The following is an 18,146-nucleotide window of genomic DNA, read 5'->3' as shown; positions in this document are numbered from 1 at the left end:
CCCGGCCGGGGCGCTCAGCCGTCGCCCTCCCGCTCCGCGAGGAAGCGCTCGAACTCGCGGCCGATCTCGTCGGCGGAGGGCAGGTCCACCGGTTCGGCGACCAGGTTGCCGCGCGTCTCGGAGCCGGCGACCGCGTCGTACTGGTGCTCCAGGCCCTCGACGAGGGAGACCAGTTCCTCGTCGCCCTGGCGGATCTGCCGGTCGATCTCGGTCTGGGTGCGGTGGGCCTCGGTGCGCAGGGAGTGCGCGAGGGCGGGCAGGACCAGGCCGGTCGCGGCGGTGATCGCCTCCAGCGCGGTCAGGGCCGCGTCCGGGTAGGCGGAGCGGGCCACGTAGTGCGGGACGTGGGTGGCGACCCCGAGGACGTCGTGGCCGGCCTCCATCAGCCGGTACTCGATGAGGGACTCCGCCGAGCCGGGTACCTGGGCCTCGTCGAAGGGGCTGCGGTGGCCCGGCATCAGGTCGGTGCGGTTGCCGTGCGGGGTGATGCCGACGGGGCGGGTGTGCGGGACGCCCATGGGGATGCCGTGGAAGTTGACCGTGAGGCGGACGCCGAGGCGCTCGACGATCTGCTCGACGGCGGCGGCGAACCGCTCCCACTCCACGTCCGGCTCCGGGCCCGACAGCAGCAGGAAGGGCGCTCCGGTGGCGTCCTGGACGACCCGGACCTCCAGGGTCGGGGCCTCGAAGGCGGTCCAGCGGTCGCGCCGGAAGGTCAGCAGGGGGCGCCGGGCCCGGTAGTCGACGAGCCGGTCGTGGTCGAAGCGGGCCACGACCTGGTGGGGCAGCGTTTCGAGCAGGCCCTCGACGATCTGCTCGCCGGTCTCGCCCGCGTCGATGTATCCGTCGAAGTGGTAGAGCATGACCAGGCCGGCCGACTCCTGGGCCAGCGCCATGTCGACGACGGCCAGGCCCTTCGGCTCCCATTCGTACAAACTCTGCGGATCAGGCACGGTTACCGCTCCTCCTCGTGTTCCCTGGGAAGAACGCGGCCGGCTCCATGAGCATTCCCCGCGACCGCACCTTCCGGCAACGGGACTTCGCGGGAGGCCAGTTGAGACACACCTGAGGCGCCCCGGCCAGGGCACACCCATTATTGGTCCAGACCTTGACGCACCCCGCCGCCGTCCCTACCGTCACTGGGCAACACGTTCAGGGATGCGCCCTCCATTCATGTACGGGAACATTCCGGACCCTCCGATTCCGACGGGAAGGCTCCCCCATGCGCCCCCGCACCCCCCTCACCGCCCTGCTGACCGCCGTCCTCGCCTCCGGCGGGCTGGTCCTGACCGGCGCCGGGCCCGCGCACGCGGCCGTGATCGACGTGTCCACCGCCGCCCAGCTGAAGTCGGCGCTCACCACCGTCTCCCCCGGCGACACGATCCGGCTCGCCGACGGCACCTACACCGGGAACTTCAAGGCCACCCGTCCCGGCACCTCCGGCGCCCGTATCATCCTCACCGGCTCCAGCAGGGCCGTCCTGACGGCGGGCGGCGGCTACGGGCTGCACCTCAACGGCGCCTCGTACTGGACGGTCCACGGGGTGACCATCAAGGGCGGCCAGAAGGGGATCATGGCCGACGCGGCGAACGGCGTCGTCATCGACTCGGTCACCGTCCACGACCTCGACATGGAGGGCGTCCACTTCCGCAAGTCCAGCCGCGACGGCGTGCTGAAGAACTCCCGCATCTACGACACGGGGCAGAACGGGCGCGGGATGGGCGAGGGCGTGTACGTCGGGACGGCGAACGACCTCACCGACCGGAGCGACAACGCGCAGATCCTGAACAACACCATCGGGCCGGATGTCCGCGGCGAGAACGTCGACATCAAGGAAGGCACCACCGGCGCCCGGATCATCGGCAACACCTTCGACGGCAGCGGGCTCACCGGCGCCAACTACGACGACTCCTGGGTCGATGTGAAGGGCAACGACGTCCTGGTGGAGGGCAATCGGGGCACCCGTACCACCAACAACGGCTACGAGACCCACACCCAGCGGCCCGGATGGGGCTGCGGCACCGTCTTCCGCAACAACACCTCGGACCTGACCGGCGCCACCGGGGACCGCCGGCTCGCCATCAACGTCACCAACAACAGCGCCACCTGCCGCACCACGGTCCACGCGAGCAACACCGTCACCGGAGGCAACGGACTCACCAACATCGCTGTCACGCCCTGACCAGTACCCCTGTACGCGCATGAGGCCCGCCCCCCGAAGGGGACGGGCCTCACTCAGTGCTCTACAACTCGGGCTCTACCGCAGCCGATGAGCCGTCGGGGGTCAGAGCGTCAGCTCTGGCCGCCCGCCAGCTTCTCGCGCAGCGCGGCCAGGGCCTCGTCCGACGCCAGGGCGCCGGAGTTGTCCGCCGACTCCGAGGAGTACGAACCGCCACCGGAGCCGCCCGAGGCGGCCGGAGCGGCGCCGGCCGGGGCGGCAGCGCCCTCGGCAGCGGCGGCCTCGTCGGCCTCGCGGCTCTTGATGACCTGGGCCTGGTGCTGCTCGAAGCGCTGCTGCGCCTCGGCGTACTGGGTCTCCCAGACCTCGCGCTGCGCCTCGAAGCCCTCGAGCCAGTCGTTGGTCTCGGGGTCGAAGCCCTCGGGGTAGATGTAGTTGCCCTGGTCGTCGTAGGACGCGGCCATGCCGTACAGGGTCGGGTCGAACTCGACCGAGGCCGGGTCGCCACCGAAGGACTCGTTGGCCTGCTTCAGCGAGAGGCTGATGCGGCGGCGCTCGAGGTCGATGTCGATGACCTTGACGAAGATCTCGTCGTTGACCTGGACGACCTGCTCCGGGATCTCCACGTGGCGCTCGGCCAGCTCGGAGATGTGGACCAGACCCTCGATGCCCTCGTCGACGCGGACGAACGCACCGAACGGAACGAGCTTGGTGACCTTACCCGGGACGACCTGACCGATCTGGTGCGTCCGGGCGAACTGCTGCCACGGGTCTTCCTGCGTCGCCTTGAGCGACAGGGAGACGCGCTCGCGGTCCATGTCGACGTCGAGGACCTCGACGGTGACTTCCTGACCGACCTCGACGACCTCGGAGGGGTGGTCGATGTGCTTCCAGGAGAGCTCGGAGACGTGCACGAGACCGTCGACGCCGCCCAGGTCCACGAAGGCACCGAAGTTGACAATCGAGGAGACGACGCCGGAGCGGACCTGACCCTTCTGCAGGGTGGTGAGGAACGTCTGGCGAACCTCGGACTGGGTCTGCTCGAGCCAGGCACGGCGGGACAGGACCACGTTGTTGCGGTTCTTGTCCAGCTCAATGATCTTCGCCTCGAGCTCCTTGCCCACGTAGGGCTGGAGGTCGCGGACACGACGCATCTCGACGAGCGACGCCGGGAGGAAGCCGCGGAGGCCGATGTCGAGGATGAGACCACCCTTGACGACCTCGATGACGGTACCGGTGACGATGCCGTCCTCTTCCTTGATCTTCTCGATGGTGCCCCAGGCACGCTCGTACTGAGCGCGCTTCTTCGAGAGGATCAGGCGGCCTTCCTTGTCCTCCTTCTGGAGAACCAGGGCCTCGATCTCGTCGCCGACCTTGACGACCTCGTTCGGGTCGACGTCGTGCTTGATCGAGAGCTCGCGGCTCGGGATGACACCTTCGGTCTTGTAACCGATGTCGAGGAGAACCTCGTCCCGGTCAACCTTGACGATGACACCGTCAACGATGTCGCCGTCGTTGAAGTACTTGATCGTCTCGTCGATCGCCGCGAGGAACGCGTCCGCGTCGCCGATGTCGTTGACCGCAACCTGCGGAGTGGTGGCGGTGGTCTCGGTGCTGCTCGTCATGTGGGAAAGGGCTCCGGTACGGACAGAGAGTCGTAGGTACTGCTACGCCGAAAGCCCGTATCGCCTCTGCAGAAGCCGGACAGCCTGGAAAGCGCGCAATCCGTTTCCGGAGAGACGCCTCGACAACCGAGGGGACATGCAACAGACGCGAGCGCGGCCTGCTAGGTCTGAGGCGCGCAGGCTCGCAGCGCAACTTGTAGCATACGGGGGCAGCCGGACAGGGTCAATGCGCGCAGGCGCGAACCGAGGGGCACCACGGCCCCGTACCGGAGCAACTCCTGTTCTCCGAGGCGTGTTCGGGCCGATCGACCCGTACACAATACGGCAGTGCGGCAAGACGTCGCGCACACGCGTCCCTCTCGCGGTACCGCCTCTGGTCCGTACCGCGTGCGGCGAGTGAAGGCAAACTACAACGACGGGCACGATGAGCCAAGAGATCCACGGCACCCACTCCGGCGAACCTGCGGAGCCCGAAGCGACCCGGCGCGCGGCCGACGAGGCGGAGAGCAGCCGCGCCAGCCGCGGCTGGTGGGACCGGAACGCCGACGAGTACCAGAACGACCACGGCGGCTTCCTGGGGGACGACCGCTTCGTCTGGGGCCCCGAGGGGCTCGACGAGGCCGAGGCCGGCCTGCTGGGGCCCGCCGCCTCCCTCAAGGGGCTGGACATCCTGGAGATCGGCGCCGGGGCCGCCCAGTGCTCGCGCTGGCTGGCCGCGCAGGGCGCCCGCCCGGTGGCGCTCGACCTCTCCCACCGCCAGCTCCAGCACGCCCTGCGCATCGGCGAGGGGATCCCGCTGGTGGAGGCGGACGCGGGCCGGCTGCCGTTCCGGGACGCCTCCTTCGACCTGGCCTGCTCCGCGTACGGGGCGGTGCCCTTCGTCGCCGATCCCGTACGGGTCTTCCGCGAGGTCCACCGGGTGCTGCGGCCCGGCGGGCGGTGGGTCTTCTCCGTGACGCACCCGATCCGCTGGGCGTTCCCGGACGAGCCGGGGCCCGAGGGCCTCTCCGTCGCCGCCTCCTACTTCGACCGGGTCCCCTACGTCGAGCAGGACGAGGACGGCAACGCGGTCTATGTGGAACACCACCGCACGCTCGGTGACCGGGTGCGGGACGTGGTGGCGGGCGGTTTCCGGCTGCTCGACCTGGTCGAACCGGAATGGCCCGAGTGGAACGACCAGGAGTGGGGCGGCTGGTCCCCGCTCCGGGGCAACCTGATCCCGGGAACGGCGATCTTCGTGTGCGAGCGGGACTGAGACTCTTCCTCTGCGAGCGGGACCGAGGCTTCGTGTGCGGGCGGGACCGACCGTCCGCACCGGAAGCGCCCGTACGACACTGGGACCGTGATCCGCACCGAAGCCCTGGACCGCCTCCCCGTCCGCACCGCCGTCCCCGCCCTGGAGCGCGCGCTCGACGACCGGGGCGTCGCCGTCCTCTGCGCCCCGCCCGGCACCGGCAAGACGACCCTCGTGCCGCTGGTCCTGGCCGGGCTGACCGGGGACGGGCCGGTGCGGCGGGTCGTGGTGGCCGAGCCGCGGCGGATCGCCGCGCGGGCGGCGGCGCGGCGGATGGCCTGGCTGCTCGGGGAGCGGCCGGGCGGCCGGGTCGGCTTCACCGTGCGCGGCGAGCGCGTGGTGGGCCCGGACACCGTGGTGGAGGTCGTGACCACCGGGGTGCTGCTCCAGCGGCTCCAGCGCGACCAGGAGCTGGCCGGGGTGGACGTGGTGATCATCGACGAGTGCCACGAGCGCCATCTGGACGCGGACACGGTGGCCGCCTTCCTCCTCGACGTACGGGAGGCGATCCGGCCCGATCTGCGGCTGGTGGCGGCCTCCGCGACGACGGACGCGGAGGGGTGGGCGCGGCTGCTGGGCGATGCCCCGGTGGTCGAGGCCGAGGGGGTCTCGTATCCGGTGGAGGTGGTCTGGGCGCCGCCCGCGCGGCCGGTGAAGCCTCCGCACGGGATGCGCGTCGATCCGGCGTTGCTGACGCATGTGGCGGCGACTGTGCGGCGGGCGCTCGGTGAGCGGGAGGGGGACGTGCTCTGCTTCCTGCCGGGTGTCGGGGAGATCGCGCGGGTGGCCGGGCAGCTGGCCGGGGTGGACGCGGAGGTGCTCCAGGTGCACGGGCGCGCCCCGGCCGCCGTGCAGGACGCGGTGCTGGCCGGGTCGTCCGGCGTACGGCGGGTGGTGCTGGCGACCTCGGTGGCGGAGTCGTCGCTGACGGTGCCCGGCGTGCGGGTCGTCGTCGACTCGGGTCTGGCCCGCGAGCCCCGTACCGACCATGCCCGGGGGCTGAGTGCCCTGACCACCGTACGGGCCTCGCAGGCGGCCGGGCGGCAGCGGGCGGGCCGGGCGGGGCGGGAGGCGGCCGGTGCGGTGTACCGGTGCTGGGAGCAGGCCGAGGACGGGCGGCTCTCGCGCTTCCCGACCCCGGAGATCAAGGTGGCCGACCTCGCCGCGTTCGCGCTGCAGGCGGCGTGCTGGGGCGATCCGGAGGCCTCCTCGCTCGCCCTGCTGGACCCGCCGCCCGCCGGGGCGATGGCCGCCGCCCGGGAGGTGCTGGGAGCGATCGGGGCCGTGGACGCGGCGGGCCGGGTCACCGACCGGGGCGTACGGATGTCCCGCCTCGGGCTGCACCCCCGGCTGGCGCGGGCGCTCCTCGACGGGGCCGCGGAGGTCGGGGCGCGGCGGGCGGCGGAGGTGGTGGCGCTGCTGAGCGAGGAGCCGCCGAGGGAGTACGGGGACGATCTGGCGGCGGCGCTGCGGACGGCCCGCCGGGGCCAGGACGGGTACGCGGGCCGCTGGAAGCAGGAGGTGCGGCGGCTGTCGGCCCAGGTGGACGGCGCGGGCTCCGGCACCGGCACCGGGAAATCGCCGGGCACGGGCTCCGGGGCCGCGCCAGGTACAGGGGCGGGCTCCAGGTCCGGTTCGGGCTCCGGGGCCGCGCCGGGCACAAGCGCGGGCTCCAGGTCCGGTTCGGGCTCCGGGGCCGTGCCGGGCACAAGCGCGGGCTCCGGCTCCGGTGAGGGGCGCTCCGATGACGCCGTTGTCGGGCTCGTCGCCGCCCTGGCCTTTCCCGAGCGGGTGGCGCGGGCCCGGGGCGAGGGGGCGTTCCTCATGGTGTCGGGGACGGGCGCGGAGCTGGGGGACTCCTCGCGGCTGCGCAGCGCGCCCTGGCTCGCCGTCGCCGTCGCGGACCGGCCCGCCCACGCGGCCTCGGCGCGCGTACGGCTGGCGGCGGTGATCGACGAGGGGACCGCGCTCCTGGCCGCCGGGCAGCTGCGGGTGCGCGGCGAGGAGGTCCGGTGGGCCGACGGTGATGTGGTGGCCCGGTCGGTGGCCCGGGTGGGGGCGGTGGAGCTGGCGGTCCGCCCGCTGAAGCAGCCCGATCCGGAGCTGGTGCGCGGGGCCCTGCTGGAGGGGCTGGAACGGGAGGGGCTCGGGCTGCTGCGGTGGAGCCGGGACAGTGAGCAGTTGCGGCTGCGGCTGGCGTTCCTGCACCGGGTGGTGGGGGCGCCGTGGCCGGACGTGTCGGACGGGGCGCTCCTCGCGGACCCGGGCGCCTGGCTGGAGCCGGAGCTGTCCCGGGCCCGCCGCAGGGCGGACCTGGGGCGGATCGACGCGGGCCAGGCGCTGCGCCGGCTGCTGCCGTGGGCGACGGGCGAGGCCGTACGGCTGGACGAGCTGGCGCCGGAGCGGATCGAGGTGCCGAGCGGCTCCCGTATCCGTATCGAGTACGGCGGCGAACAGCCCGTACTGGCGGTGAAACTCCAGGAGTTGTTCGGGCTGGCCGAGACGCCCCGGGTGGCCGGGGTGCCGGTCCTGGTCCACCTCCTCTCCCCCGCCGGGCGACCCGCGGCCGTGACGGCGGACCTGGCGTCGTTCTGGCAGGACGGCTACAAGGCCGTACGCGCGGAGCTGCGCGGCCGCTACCCGAAGCATCCGTGGCCGGAGGACCCCGCGACCGTACAGGCGACGCGGTACACCTCGGCGCGGCTCAAGCGCTCGTAGGGCCTTCCGGCCGCGGGCTCACCGGCTGCCGCGAGCGCGCCTCCAGCCAGAGCGCCAGTGCGAGCAGTCCGATGCCCAGGCCCAGGAAGCCCCAGGGCAGGTACGAGGTGAGGAGCAGGACCAGGACGCGCTGGGACTTCACCAGCTCGACGGTGTCGGCGATGTAGTCCTCGCGCATCTTCACATGGCCGTCGAACGCGGTGACGGTGTCCTCGGACATGCCCATCTTCTTGGCGTCACGCAGCTCCTCGGTGTGGATCTCCTCGCCGTTGACCGGCGCCCCGGTGACGGGTTCGACCCAGAACATGCGCTTGGTGGTGTACCAGCGGGTGATGCCGGTCTGCGCGATCTGCTCGGCGGTGATGCCCTCGATGGGCATCTTCTTCGGCATCGGGACCTTGGTCCAGGGGATGGTCTGCTCGAAGTAGTAGACCTCCAGACCGCGGAAGGTGCGGGTGCCCTTGTAGTGGATGGGCGCGGTGGTACGGGTCTGGGCGTCGAAGTACTCGTAGTCCCGTTTCTCCGTGAGGAAGGGCCATTTGAACTCGATGCCGGTGCGGCGGACGGGGTCGCCGTCGACCATCTCTCCGGTGGCGTTGACGGGGGCCTGGGTGTGGGCGTCGAAAATGTAGCGCTCGGGGATGGCGGAGACCATTTTCCCGTCGGGACCCTCGATGTAGGAGAGCGCGTCCCAGACGACGACGTCCCGCCCGGCGCTCCGCTCGATCCGCTCGGACTCCTCCACATTGCCCTTGAGCGTCTGGACGATGGTGACCTTCTCGACCTCCTTCGCCCGGAGGGTCGTGTAGTCGAGGAGGGTGGCGGGCTTCGCCTCCAGGACGACCTCCTGGTACTGGTTCGGCGGCACCTTGGCCAGCCGGGGGAAGGCGTACCAGCGCAGCAGCGGGGACAGAGCGGCGAAGAAGACGGCGAAGGCCAGGAGTACGAGACCGGCTCGGCGGCGCATGGTGGTGACCTCTCCCTCTGCGGTGCTACCTCTTGGGGCCCGGGACCGTGGTGAGCAGGGGCTCGGGCGAGGTCTCCCCTGGCGGGGAGCCGACGGCGGAGAGGGTGAGCACGAGCGCGAAGGCGGCGGCCAGCCCGATGGCGGCGGCGACGAGAGCACGCATGCCCGACCTCCCGGGACGGTGTTCCGATGACGGCGGCGGCCTGATGACCTGTGGCTGACGGTTCGTCAGGGGTGGGGCACCGTAGCAACCCGGGCGCGAGATGAGAACAGCGCGGACAGCCCCCGCGCCGGGTGGGCGCGGGGGCTGTCGTCGAAGCGGTGAAGCGGTGGAGCAGATCGAGCGGTAGGGGCCGGTGGGGCCGCCGGGTCAGGCCTCGGGGGTCTCCGTCTCCTCCGGGGCCTGGACGGTCAGCTCGATGACGAGCGTGGCGCCGCCCTCGGTGGTGAGGCGCAGCTTGTACGTGCCCGGGTTCTCGTCGGCGAAGAGGTCCGGGAGCCGGAGCAGGCCGTCGGCGTTAGTGGTGAGGTCCAGGGTGCGCAGCGGGTTGCCGTCCGCGTCCTTGAAGTACGGGCCCTTGTCGTTGTCGATGAGCCCCAGACTGTCCTTGACCAGGGTGGCGGTGACGGCCACTCCGCCCGCGGCGGCGCCCTTGTGGGTGGCCTTGACCTCGACGGCGTTCGCGAACTTCTCGCCGGGCGCGGCGACCAGTGCCTCGTCACCGACGCGGACGATCTTGTCGGCCTGGCGGGCGGTGACGCTCGCCGCGTAGGTCAGGGTGCGCGGCCGGGTGGTGCCCGCAGTGGCGGTGACGGTGAACTCGCCGGTCTTCTCGCCCGCCTTGAGCGCGGGTGCGGTGGCGGTGCCGTCGGCCTTGCTGATGACGGTGACCGTCTTCTTCCCGCCCTCGAAGAGGGTGCCGGTAGTGCCGGTGACGGTGAAGGTGACGGGCACCTCGGCCATGGGTGCGCCGAGGGCGTTGCGGGCGCGGACGGAGACCCGCTCCTCGAACGTGCCGCCCGCGGTGGCGGTGAGGGGGCCGGTGCCCGCGTTCTCCAGGGAGCCGAAGGTCTCCGACGGGGAGGGGGTCGGCGTCGGCGTCGGAGTGGGGGTCGGCGTGGGGGTGGGCGTCGGCGTCGGGGTGGGGCTGGTGGAGCCGTCGCCGGGCTTGGAGGGGCTCGGGCTCGGCTTGGTGGTGCCGGGCTTCGAGGGGGACGGCGTCGGGCTCGGCGTACCGGCCGGGGTGGGGGTGGGGTTCGGTGTCGGGGTGCTGGGCGCGGTGGGGAGGATGCCGCTGCCGTCGGGCACCTCGTGCGTGCCGCGCTGGTAGTACGCGAACCAGGAGCGGACCGTACGCAGGTACTCCGTCGACCGGTTGTAGCTGAGCACAGCCCGGTCGAGGTCGGCGGCGACGGCCAGGTTCCGGCCGCCCGCGCAGAGGTAGCGGCCGGCGGCGAGCGCCGCGTCGTAGATGTTGTTGGGGTCCTTGCGGCCGTCACCGTTGGCGTCCTGGCCCCAGGTGGCCCAGGTGGACGGGATGAACTGCATCGGGCCGACCGCGCGGTCGTGGACGGCGTCGCCGTCGTACGCCCCGCCGTCGGTGTCCTTGATGAGCGCGAAGCCCTGGCCGTTGAGGGCCGGGCCGAGGATCGGGGAGGGGGTGGTGCCGTCGGCGTCCACCCGGCCGCCGCGGGCGTGGCCGGACTCGACCTTGCCGATCGCGGCGAGGAGTTGCCAGGGGAGCCGGCAGGCCGCGTCGGTGGAGGCCACGGTCCGCTCGGCCTGCTGGTAGGCGGCCAGGACGGTCGCCGGGATGCCCGCCTCGGCGCTGCCGGTGGCGATCGGGAGGTTGCTGGACGAACCGGGCCGATCGGGCGTGACGAGCGGGGGAAGGTCGGTGTAGTACGGGGAGTTGCCGGTGGCCGCGCCGTCCTCGGGGCCGCCCGACTCACCGCCGGCGGTCTGCTGGTCGCCACCGCCCACGGGCCCCTCGGCCATCGGGGCTGCGGGTGCCTGGGAAGCCGCGAGCGCCGCCACGGCGGCCGCCGCCACCGCAGTGGTCGTGGCCCCCTTGCGCAGTCGTCGGCGAATGTGCGCTGCCATACGTTCCGGTTCCTCCCCCTCGACGGCCGCTCCCGCGCTCCCCCGCACGAGACCCCAGCGACCCTACGGCACCCTGTGGCGCCGAGGCACCGCACCCTGACCGCTTCTTACTGTTTTTTCACGTCCCTTCATACACGTTGTCCAAGAGGGCAACGGAGGGTGCCCCGACGAGCGGTCCGGACCGCTCGCGCATACTTGCCGCCATGCCGTTCACCCTCAGCCATGCCGCCGCCGTGCTCCCGGCGATCCGCCGGAACGGGACCGGCCGCCTGGGCCTGTTCCCCTCGGCCCTGATCGCCGGTTCGTTCGCGCCCGACGTCACCTACTTCGCGGACACGGTGCTGCCCGGAGCGATGGAGTTCGGTGATTTCACCCACACCCTGCTCGGAGTGGTCACGGTGGACGTGCTGATCGCCGCCGTGCTGGTGGCGGTGTGGGTGGCGCTGCGCGAGCCGCTGGTGGCGCTGGTTCCGGTACGCGTACGGGGCCGCGTCCACGCCTTCGTCCGGGGGCGGCGGTGGACACGGGAGACGCTCGGGCCGTCGGCCTGGCTGTGGTTCGCGGGGTCCGCCGCGCTCGGGGCGGCGACGCATGTGGTGTGGGACGCGTTCACCCATCACAGCCGGTGGGGGACGGAGTTGCTGCCGTTCCTGAACCGGAGCGTGGGCGGCTTCCCTCTCTACCAGTTCGCGCAGTACGGCAGTTCGGCCCTGGCGCTCGTGGTGCTCGGCTGGTTCGTGGCCACCGGGCTGCGGCGCACGGTGGCCGCCCCGGTGCCGGAGGCGCTCCCGGCGCTCGGGCGGGGCGAACGGCTGGGCGCGCTCGCCCTGCTGGCCGGCTGTGTGGTGGCGGGGACCGTCCACCGGTGCGTGCGGTGGTACGCCCACTTCGGACGGGTGGAGAGCCCGCTCGACATCATCCCGACCGCCTGCTTCGGGGCGGGCGCGGGGCTGGCGGTCGGACTGCTGCTGTACGGGGTGTGGATGCGGCTGGCCCACGGAGGGCGGCGGCCGGAGAACCGGGAGCCGGAGCCCGTACCGGACGGTCCCCGTGCGGACGTGTCCGCCGCCGAACGGAAGTAACCCCGGACCGGCGTCACGGCATGGCGAAGGGCCCGGGACCGCGGCGCGGTTCCGGGCCCTTCGGTCATGTCTCGGCTCCTCGACCGTGGCCGTGGCTCAGTGGGCCGCCGACTCCCAGTCCTTGCCGACGCCGATCGAGACGTCGAGCGGGGCGCGCAGCTCGACCGCGTCCTTCATCTCGCGGCGGAGGATCCCCTCCACCTGCTTCCGCTCGCCCCCGGCGATCTCCAGGACGATTTCGTCGTGGACCTGGAGCAGCATCCGCGAGGTCAGCTCCGCCTCCCGCAGCGCCCGGTCCACCCGGAGCATGGCCACCTTCACGATGTCGGCGGCGGTGCCCTGGATCGGGGCGTTGAGCGCCATCCGCTCGGCGGCCTCGCGGCGCTGGCGGTTGTCGCTGTTCAGGTCGGGGAGATAGCGGCGGCGGCCGAGGATCGTCTCCGTGTAGCCGGTGGCGCGGGCCTCCTCGACGACCCGGTGGAGATAGTCCCGTACGCCGCCGAACCGCTCGAAGTAGGTGTCCATCAGCACCCGGGCCTCGGCGGGGTCGATGGTCAGCTGCTGGGAGAGGCCGAACGCGGAGAGGCCGTAGGCCAGACCGTACGACATGGCCTTGATCTTGCGGCGCATCTCCGGGTCGACCGCGCTCTTGTCGACGCCGAAGACCTGGGAGGCGACCGTGGTGTGCAGGTCCTCGCCGGAGGTGAACGCCTCGATGAGCCCGGCGTCCTCGGAGAGGTGGGCCATGACCCGCAGCTCGATCTGGCTGTAGTCCGCCGTCATCAGCGTCTCGAAGCCCTCGCCGACGACGAAGCCCCGGCGGATCGCCCGGCCCTCGTCGGTGCGGACGGGGATGTTCTGCAGGTTGGGCTCGGTGGAGGAGAGCCGGCCGGTCGCCGCGACCGTCTGGTTGAACGTGGTGTGGATACGGCCGTCGGCAGCGATCGTCTTGATCAGGCCCTCGACGGTGACCCGCAGCTTGGCCTGCTCGCGGTGGCGCAGCATCAGCACCGGCAGCTCGTGCTCGGTCTGCGCGGCCAGCCAGGCCAGCGCGTCCGCGTCCGTCGTGTAGCCCGTCTTGGTCTTCTTCGTCTTCGGCAGGCCCAGCTCACCGAAGAGGATCTCCTGGAGCTGCTTGGGCGAACCGAGGTTGAACTCCCGGCCCACCGCCGCGTGCGCCTCCTTCACCGCCTGCTGCACGGTCCCGGCGAACTGCTGCTCCATGGACTCCAGATGGGCCCGGTCGGCGGCGATGCCGTGGCGCTCCAGGCGGGCCAGGAGGATCGAGGTCGGCAGCTCCATGTCGTGGAGCAGCTCGGCGGCGCCGACCTCCTTCAGCCGGGTGGTGAACGCGTCGCCGAGGTCGAGCACGGCCCGGGCCTGCGCCATCAGGGCGTCCTGCTCGGCCCGGTCGTCCGCGCCGAAGGCCAGCTGTCCGTCGGAGGCGGCGGCCGGGGCCAGCTCGCGGCCCAGATACTCCACGGCCAGCGCGTCCAGGGCGAAGGAGCGGCGGCCCGGCTTCACCAGATACGCGGCGAGCGCGGTGTCCATGGTGACGCCTTCGAGCTGCCAGCCGTGCTCGGGGAAGACCCGCATCACGTTCTTGGCGTTGTGCAGGACCTTGGGGCGGGCCGGGTCCGCGACCCAGGCGGCGAACGCCTTCTCGTCGGCCTCGTCGAGCTGGGTCGGGTCCAGCCAGGCGGCGGCCCCTCCGGCGGCGGCGAGGGCGATCTCGGTGACCGTGCCCGCGCCCAGCGACCAGGTGTCGACGGTCGTCATCCCGAGCGGCTGCGCACCGTGCTCCTCCAGCCAGCCGGTGACCTCCCCGGAGCCGAGGACCGTGCCGTCCAGCTCGATCCCGGCGGCCGGGGCGGGCGGCTCGGCCTCCGCCGCACCGGGGTCGACGGCGAAGAGGCGCTCGCGCAGGCTCGGGTTGCGGATCTCCAGTATGTCCAGGATGCCGGTGACCGCCGTGCGGTCGTACGGGGCGCGCTCCAGGTCGGCCGGGGTCTTCGGCAGCTCCACGTCCCGGACCATCTCGGTGAGGACCCGGTTCATCTTGACCGCGTCCAGGTGGTCGCGGAGATTCTGCCCGGCCTTGCCCTTGACCTCGTCCGCCCGCTCCATCAGCTCACCGAACGAACCGAACTGGTTGATCCACTTCGCGGCCGTCTTCTCACCGACGCCGGGGATGCTCGGAAGGTTGTCCGACGGGTCGCCGCGCAGGGCGGCGAAGTCCGGGTACTGCTGCGGGGTGAGCCCGTACTTCTCGACGATCTTCTCCGGGGTGAACCGGGTCAGCTCGGAGACCCCCTTGGTGGGGTACAGCACGGTCACGTTCTCCGTGATCAGCTGGAAGGAGTCCCGGTCGCCGGTGACGATCAGCACCTCGAACCCGGCCGCCTCGGCCTGGGTCGCCAGCGTCGCGATGACGTCGTCAGCCTCGAAGCCGTCCACCGCGAACCGGTCCGCGTGCATCGCGTCCAGCAGCTCGCCGATCAGCTCGACCTGCCCCTTGAACTCGTCGGGGGTCTTGGAGCGGTTCGCCTTGTACTCCGGGAACTCCTGGGCGCGCCAGGTCTTGCGGGACACGTCGAACGCCACCGCGAAGTGCGTGGGCGCCTCGTCACGCAGGGTGTTCGCCAGCATCGACATGAAGCCGTACACGGCGTTCGTCGGCTGGCCCACCGCCGTCGTGAAATTCTCCGCGGGCAGGGCGAAGAACGCCCGGTACGCCAGGGAGTGCCCGTCCATGAGGAGCAGGCGCGGTCGGTTGTCTGCCGTCTTCTTCGATGCCGTCTCAGCCACGCCCCCGATCCTGCCACGCCCCACTGACAATCCGGACCGGGCAACCCCCGTACGGCCCTCAGACCCCCGTGGTACGGCCCTCGCCCGGCCACGCACGGCCCCATGCACCCGTGACCCGGTGCCCGGACGGGTGCGATGTCGGTGGTGCGTGACAGGATCGATACCGAGGCAGAACCCGCGGAAGCAGCGCTCGAAGAGGAGCAGCATCATGGCCAGCAAGCCGCCCACCGGTGACCCGGTCCAGGACGCCCCGCAGGTCGGGGCGGCCCCGCACGCCGCCGCCGGGCTGCCCGCCGTCGCCCACTCCCTGCGCATCGCGAGGCAGCAGATGGGCCTGCGCCGCACCGCGCGGACCCTCCTCAAGGTCAACCAGAAGGACGGCTTCGACTGCCCCGGCTGCGCCTGGCCCGAGGGCGACAAGCGGCACACCGCGGAGTTCTGCGAGAACGGGGCGAAGGCCGTCGCCGAGGAGGCGACACTGCGCCGCGTCACGCCCGACTTCTTCGCCGCCCACCCCGTCACCGACCTCGCCGGGCGCAGCGGGTACTGGCTGGGCCAGCAGGGCAGGATCACCCAGCCGGTGTACCTCCCCGAGGGCGCCGACCGGTACGAGGCGATCACCTGGGAGCGCGCCTTCGGGATCATCGCGGAGGAGCTGACCGCGCTCGACTCCCCCGACGAGGCCCTCTTCTACACCTCGGGCCGCACCAGCAACGAGGCCGCGTTCCTCCTCCAGCTCTTCGCCCGCGAGTTCGGCACCAACAATCTGCCCGACTGCTCCAACATGTGCCACGAGTCGTCCGGCTCGGCGCTCAGCGAGACCATCGGCATCGGCAAGGGCAGCGTCTCCCTGGAGGACATCCACGGGGCCGACCTGATCATCGTCGCCGGACAGAACCCGGGCACCAACCACCCCCGGATGCTCTCCGCCCTGGAGAAGGCCAAGGGCGCCGGGGCCCGGATCATCTCGGTCAACCCGCTCCCCGAAGCCGGCATGGAGCGGTTCAAGAACCCCCAGACCCCGCACGGCATGCTCAAGGGCACCCCGCTCAACGACCTCTTCCTCCAGATCCGCATCGGCGGCGACCAGGCCCTCTTCCGCCTCCTCAACAAGCTGATCCTGGCCACCGAAGGCGCCGTCGACACCGCATTCGTCACCGAACACACCCACGGTTACGAGGAGTTCGCCAAGGCCGCCGAGGACGCCGACTGGGAGCAGACCCTGCGGGCCACCGGCCTCACCCGCGCCGAGATCCAGCAGGCCCTCGCCATGGTCCTCGCCTCGGAACGCACCATCGTCTGCTGGGCCATGGGCCTCACCCAGCACAAGCACTCCGTGCCCACCATCCGCGAAATCGTCAACTTCCTGCTGCTGCGCGGCAACATCGGCCGCCCCGGCGCAGGCGTCTGCCCCGTGCGCGGCCACTCCAACGTCCAGGGCGACCGCACCATGGGCATCTTCGAACGGCCCGCACCCGCCTTCCTGGACGCCCTCGACAAGGAGTTCGGCATCACCTCGCCCCGCCACCACGGGTACGACGTGGTCCGCTCCATCCAGGCGCTGCGCGACGGCGAGGCGAAGGTCTTCTTCGCCATGGGCGGCAACTTCGTCGCCGCCACCCCCGACACGGCGGTAACCGAGGCCGCCATGCGCCGCGCCCGCCTCACCGTCCATGTGTCGACCAAGCTCAACCGCTCCCACGCCGTCACCGGCGCCCGCGCCCTGATCCTGCCCACACTCGGCCGCACCGACAAGGACGTCCAGGCGAGCGGCAAGCAGTTCGTCACCGTCGAGGACTCCATGGGCATGGTCCACGCCTCCCGGGGCAACCTCACCCCCGCGAGCCCCCACCTCCTCTCCGAACCGGCCATCGTCGCCCGCCTCGCCCGCGCGGTCCTCGGCGCCGACTCCCGTACGGAATGGGAGGAGTTCGAGCGGGACTACGCCACCATCCGCGACCGCATCTCCCGCGTCGTCCCCGGCTTCGAGGACTTCAACACCCGCATCGCCCGCCCCGGCGGCTTCACCCTCCCCCACGCCCCCCGCGACGAACGCCGCTTCCCCACCGCCACCGGCCGCGCCAACTTCACCGCCGCCCCCGTCGAGTTCCCCGAACTCCCCGAAGGACGGCTCCTGTTGCAGACCCTGCGCTCCCACGACCAGTACAACACCACCATCTACGGCCTCGACGACCGCTACCGCGGCATCAGAGGCGGCCGCCGCGTCGTCCTGGTCAACCCCGACGACGCCGCCGCCCTCGGCCTCACCGACGGCGCCTACACCGACCTCGTCAGCGAGTGGAAGGACGGCGTCGAACGCCGCGCCGAGGGCTTCCGCATCGTCCACTACCCCACCGCCCGCGGCTGCGCCGCCGCCTACTACCCGGAGACCAACGTCCTGGTCCCCCTCGGCTCCACCGCCGACACCAGCAACACCCCGGCCAGCAAGTCCGTCGTCATCCGCTTCGAGGAGCCCCAGGCCCCCCGGAGCGCCCCCGACGGCGACTGAAAACCGCCACTCCCTAAGCGTCCGCTCAGCCGTCTGGTAAGAACAGTGCACACAGCAATGAACCAGCGCAGACGATCGGAGCCGGCCCCATGGGCGAGCACACCGCACCCACCTTCCCCAAGGAAGTCATCGAGGAGTACGCGGCCCTCGGCATCGACCTCCCCGCCCTCTTCTCCGCCGGTCACCTCGGTGAGCGCATGGGCGTGACCATCGTCGAGGCCGCCGCCGACCGCGTCGTCGGCACCATGCCCGTCGAAGGCAACACCCAGCCCTACGGCCTCCTGCACGGCGGCGCCTCCGCCGTCCTCGCCGAGACCCTCGGCTCCGTCGGCTCCATGCTCCACGGCGGCGCGAACAAGATCGCCGTCGGCGTCGACCTCAACTGCACCCACCACCGGGGCGTCCGCAGCGGCCTCGTCACCGGCGTCGCCACCCCCGTCCACCGGGGCCGCTCGACCGCCACGTACGAGATCGTCATCACCGACGAACAGGACGAGCGGGTCTGCACCGCCCGCCTCACCTGCCTCCTCCGCGACACCCCCCGCCCCGACGCCGGCTGACCCCGCACCCCGCGGCCGCACGCCGCGTCACCCCCGTAACGCCTCGGCACCACCCCGTACCACCGCCGCAAGACCACGCTGCCCGGCCGGAATCGCCCCCCGCATTCCGGCCGGGCAGCGCCATATCCCCACCAAACACAACCGAGTTGATCAACACCCTCGGTCAACACCCTTGACGGTGACGGCCGTTCCATGAGCCACTCAGCAGCCACATTGGCCTCAGCGAACTCGAACGCACCTTCGCCGTTGTAACACTGCGTAACAACCACGAAATGCGAAAACCAGCCGCCCACCCCGGCC

Annotated in this window: 12 protein-coding genes; 6 read left to right on the top strand and 6 right to left on the bottom strand. The window is 71.8% G+C overall.

The genetic code is table 11. The annotated features are described in order from the left end of the window. Positions 1-14: 14 nt before the first annotated feature. On the bottom strand, positions 15-953 hold the full coding sequence (locus DJ476_RS27230; protein WP_026237535.1) for a PAC2 family protein: 939 nt from the start codon (positions 951-953) through the stop codon (positions 15-17). Between the two features lie 269 nt (positions 954-1,222). Between DJ476_RS27230 and DJ476_RS27225 the strand changes: the two genes are divergently transcribed. Beyond that, complete coding sequence (locus DJ476_RS27225) at positions 1,223-2,182, top strand: right-handed parallel beta-helix repeat-containing protein (protein ID WP_103421380.1); 960 nt, start codon at positions 1,223-1,225, stop codon at positions 2,180-2,182. A 110-nt stretch (positions 2,183-2,292) separates the two neighbouring features. Here DJ476_RS27225 and rpsA read toward each other — a convergent pair whose 3' ends face one another. Then, positions 2,293-3,804: a 30S ribosomal protein S1 gene (gene rpsA / locus DJ476_RS27220; RefSeq protein ID WP_018512105.1), complete on the bottom strand. Its 1,512-nt coding sequence runs from the start codon at positions 3,802-3,804 to the stop codon at positions 2,293-2,295. Between the two features lie 424 nt (positions 3,805-4,228). On the opposite strand from rpsA, the gene DJ476_RS27215 reads away from it, so the two are divergent. Together DJ476_RS27215 and DJ476_RS27210 are read left to right on the top strand one after the other, a co-directional pair. Further along, on the top strand, positions 4,229-5,059 hold the full coding sequence (locus tag DJ476_RS27215) for a class I SAM-dependent methyltransferase (protein ID WP_103421379.1): 831 nt from the start codon (positions 4,229-4,231) through the stop codon (positions 5,057-5,059). A gap of 87 nt (positions 5,060-5,146) precedes the next feature. Then, positions 5,147-7,816, top strand: coding sequence for an ATP-dependent RNA helicase (locus DJ476_RS27210; RefSeq protein ID WP_112491766.1), 2,670 nt, complete (start codon positions 5,147-5,149; stop codon positions 7,814-7,816). Here the strand turns inward: DJ476_RS27210 and DJ476_RS27205 are convergent. From DJ476_RS27205 to DJ476_RS27195, 3 genes are all read right to left on the bottom strand, one after another. Further along, positions 7,803-8,783 (bottom strand): DUF3068 domain-containing protein, encoded by a 981-nt coding sequence (locus DJ476_RS27205; protein ID WP_103421377.1) that lies wholly within the window; start codon positions 8,781-8,783, stop codon positions 7,803-7,805. The genes DJ476_RS27210 and DJ476_RS27205 overlap by 14 nt on opposite strands. Before the next feature lie 25 nt (positions 8,784-8,808). Continuing rightward, positions 8,809-8,946, bottom strand: coding sequence for an SPW_0924 family protein (locus DJ476_RS27200; RefSeq protein WP_103421376.1), 138 nt, complete (start codon positions 8,944-8,946; stop codon positions 8,809-8,811). A gap of 207 nt (positions 8,947-9,153) precedes the next feature. Next, complete coding sequence (locus tag DJ476_RS27195; protein WP_103421375.1) at positions 9,154-10,887, bottom strand: lytic transglycosylase domain-containing protein; 1,734 nt, start codon at positions 10,885-10,887, stop codon at positions 9,154-9,156. A gap of 203 nt (positions 10,888-11,090) precedes the next feature. On the opposite strand from DJ476_RS27195, the gene DJ476_RS27190 reads away from it, so the two are divergent. Next, on the top strand, positions 11,091-11,969 hold the full coding sequence (locus DJ476_RS27190) for a DUF4184 family protein (protein ID WP_103421374.1): 879 nt from the start codon (positions 11,091-11,093) through the stop codon (positions 11,967-11,969). A 96-nt stretch (positions 11,970-12,065) separates the two neighbouring features. Here the strand turns inward: DJ476_RS27190 and polA are convergent, their stop codons facing one another. Further along, positions 12,066-14,777, bottom strand: coding sequence for a DNA polymerase I (gene polA, locus DJ476_RS27185; RefSeq protein ID WP_103421373.1), 2,712 nt, complete (start codon positions 14,775-14,777; stop codon positions 12,066-12,068). A 208-nt stretch (positions 14,778-14,985) separates the two neighbouring features. Between polA and DJ476_RS27180 the strand changes: the two genes are divergently transcribed. Together DJ476_RS27180 and DJ476_RS27175 are read left to right on the top strand one after the other, a co-directional pair. After that, complete coding sequence (locus DJ476_RS27180; protein WP_112491765.1) at positions 14,986-17,286, top strand: FdhF/YdeP family oxidoreductase; 2,301 nt, start codon at positions 14,986-14,988, stop codon at positions 17,284-17,286. 89 nt (positions 17,287-17,375) lie between these two features. Next, on the top strand, positions 17,376-17,846 hold the full coding sequence (locus tag DJ476_RS27175; protein ID WP_103421371.1) for a PaaI family thioesterase: 471 nt from the start codon (positions 17,376-17,378) through the stop codon (positions 17,844-17,846). Positions 17,847-18,146 lie beyond the last annotated feature (300 nt).

This window comes from Streptomyces bacillaris (assembly GCF_003268675.1).
Classification (GTDB): domain Bacteria; phylum Actinomycetota; class Actinomycetes; order Streptomycetales; family Streptomycetaceae; genus Streptomyces; species Streptomyces bacillaris.
Note: the sequence above shows the minus strand (reverse complement) of the source record. Positions and strands in the feature narration are given on the sequence as shown.

Coding starts and splice junctions, on each gene's coding strand:
- DJ476_RS27225 (WP_103421380.1), top strand. CDS start 1,223: ATGCGCCCCCGCACCCCCCTCACCGCCCTGCTGACCGCCGTCCTCGCC.
- rpsA (WP_018512105.1), bottom strand. CDS start 3,804: ATGACGAGCAGCACCGAGACCACCGCCACCACTCCGCAGGTTGCGGTC.
- DJ476_RS27215 (WP_103421379.1), top strand. CDS start 4,229: ATGAGCCAAGAGATCCACGGCACCCACTCCGGCGAACCTGCGGAGCCC.
- DJ476_RS27205 (WP_103421377.1), bottom strand. CDS start 8,783: ATGCGCCGCCGAGCCGGTCTCGTACTCCTGGCCTTCGCCGTCTTCTTC.
- DJ476_RS27200 (WP_103421376.1), bottom strand. CDS start 8,946: ATGCGTGCTCTCGTCGCCGCCGCCATCGGGCTGGCCGCCGCCTTCGCG.
- DJ476_RS27195 (WP_103421375.1), bottom strand. CDS start 10,887: ATGGCAGCGCACATTCGCCGACGACTGCGCAAGGGGGCCACGACCACT.
- DJ476_RS27190 (WP_103421374.1), top strand. CDS start 11,091: ATGCCGTTCACCCTCAGCCATGCCGCCGCCGTGCTCCCGGCGATCCGC.
- DJ476_RS27180 (WP_112491765.1), top strand. CDS start 14,986: ATGGCCAGCAAGCCGCCCACCGGTGACCCGGTCCAGGACGCCCCGCAG.
- DJ476_RS27175 (WP_103421371.1), top strand. CDS start 17,376: ATGGGCGAGCACACCGCACCCACCTTCCCCAAGGAAGTCATCGAGGAG.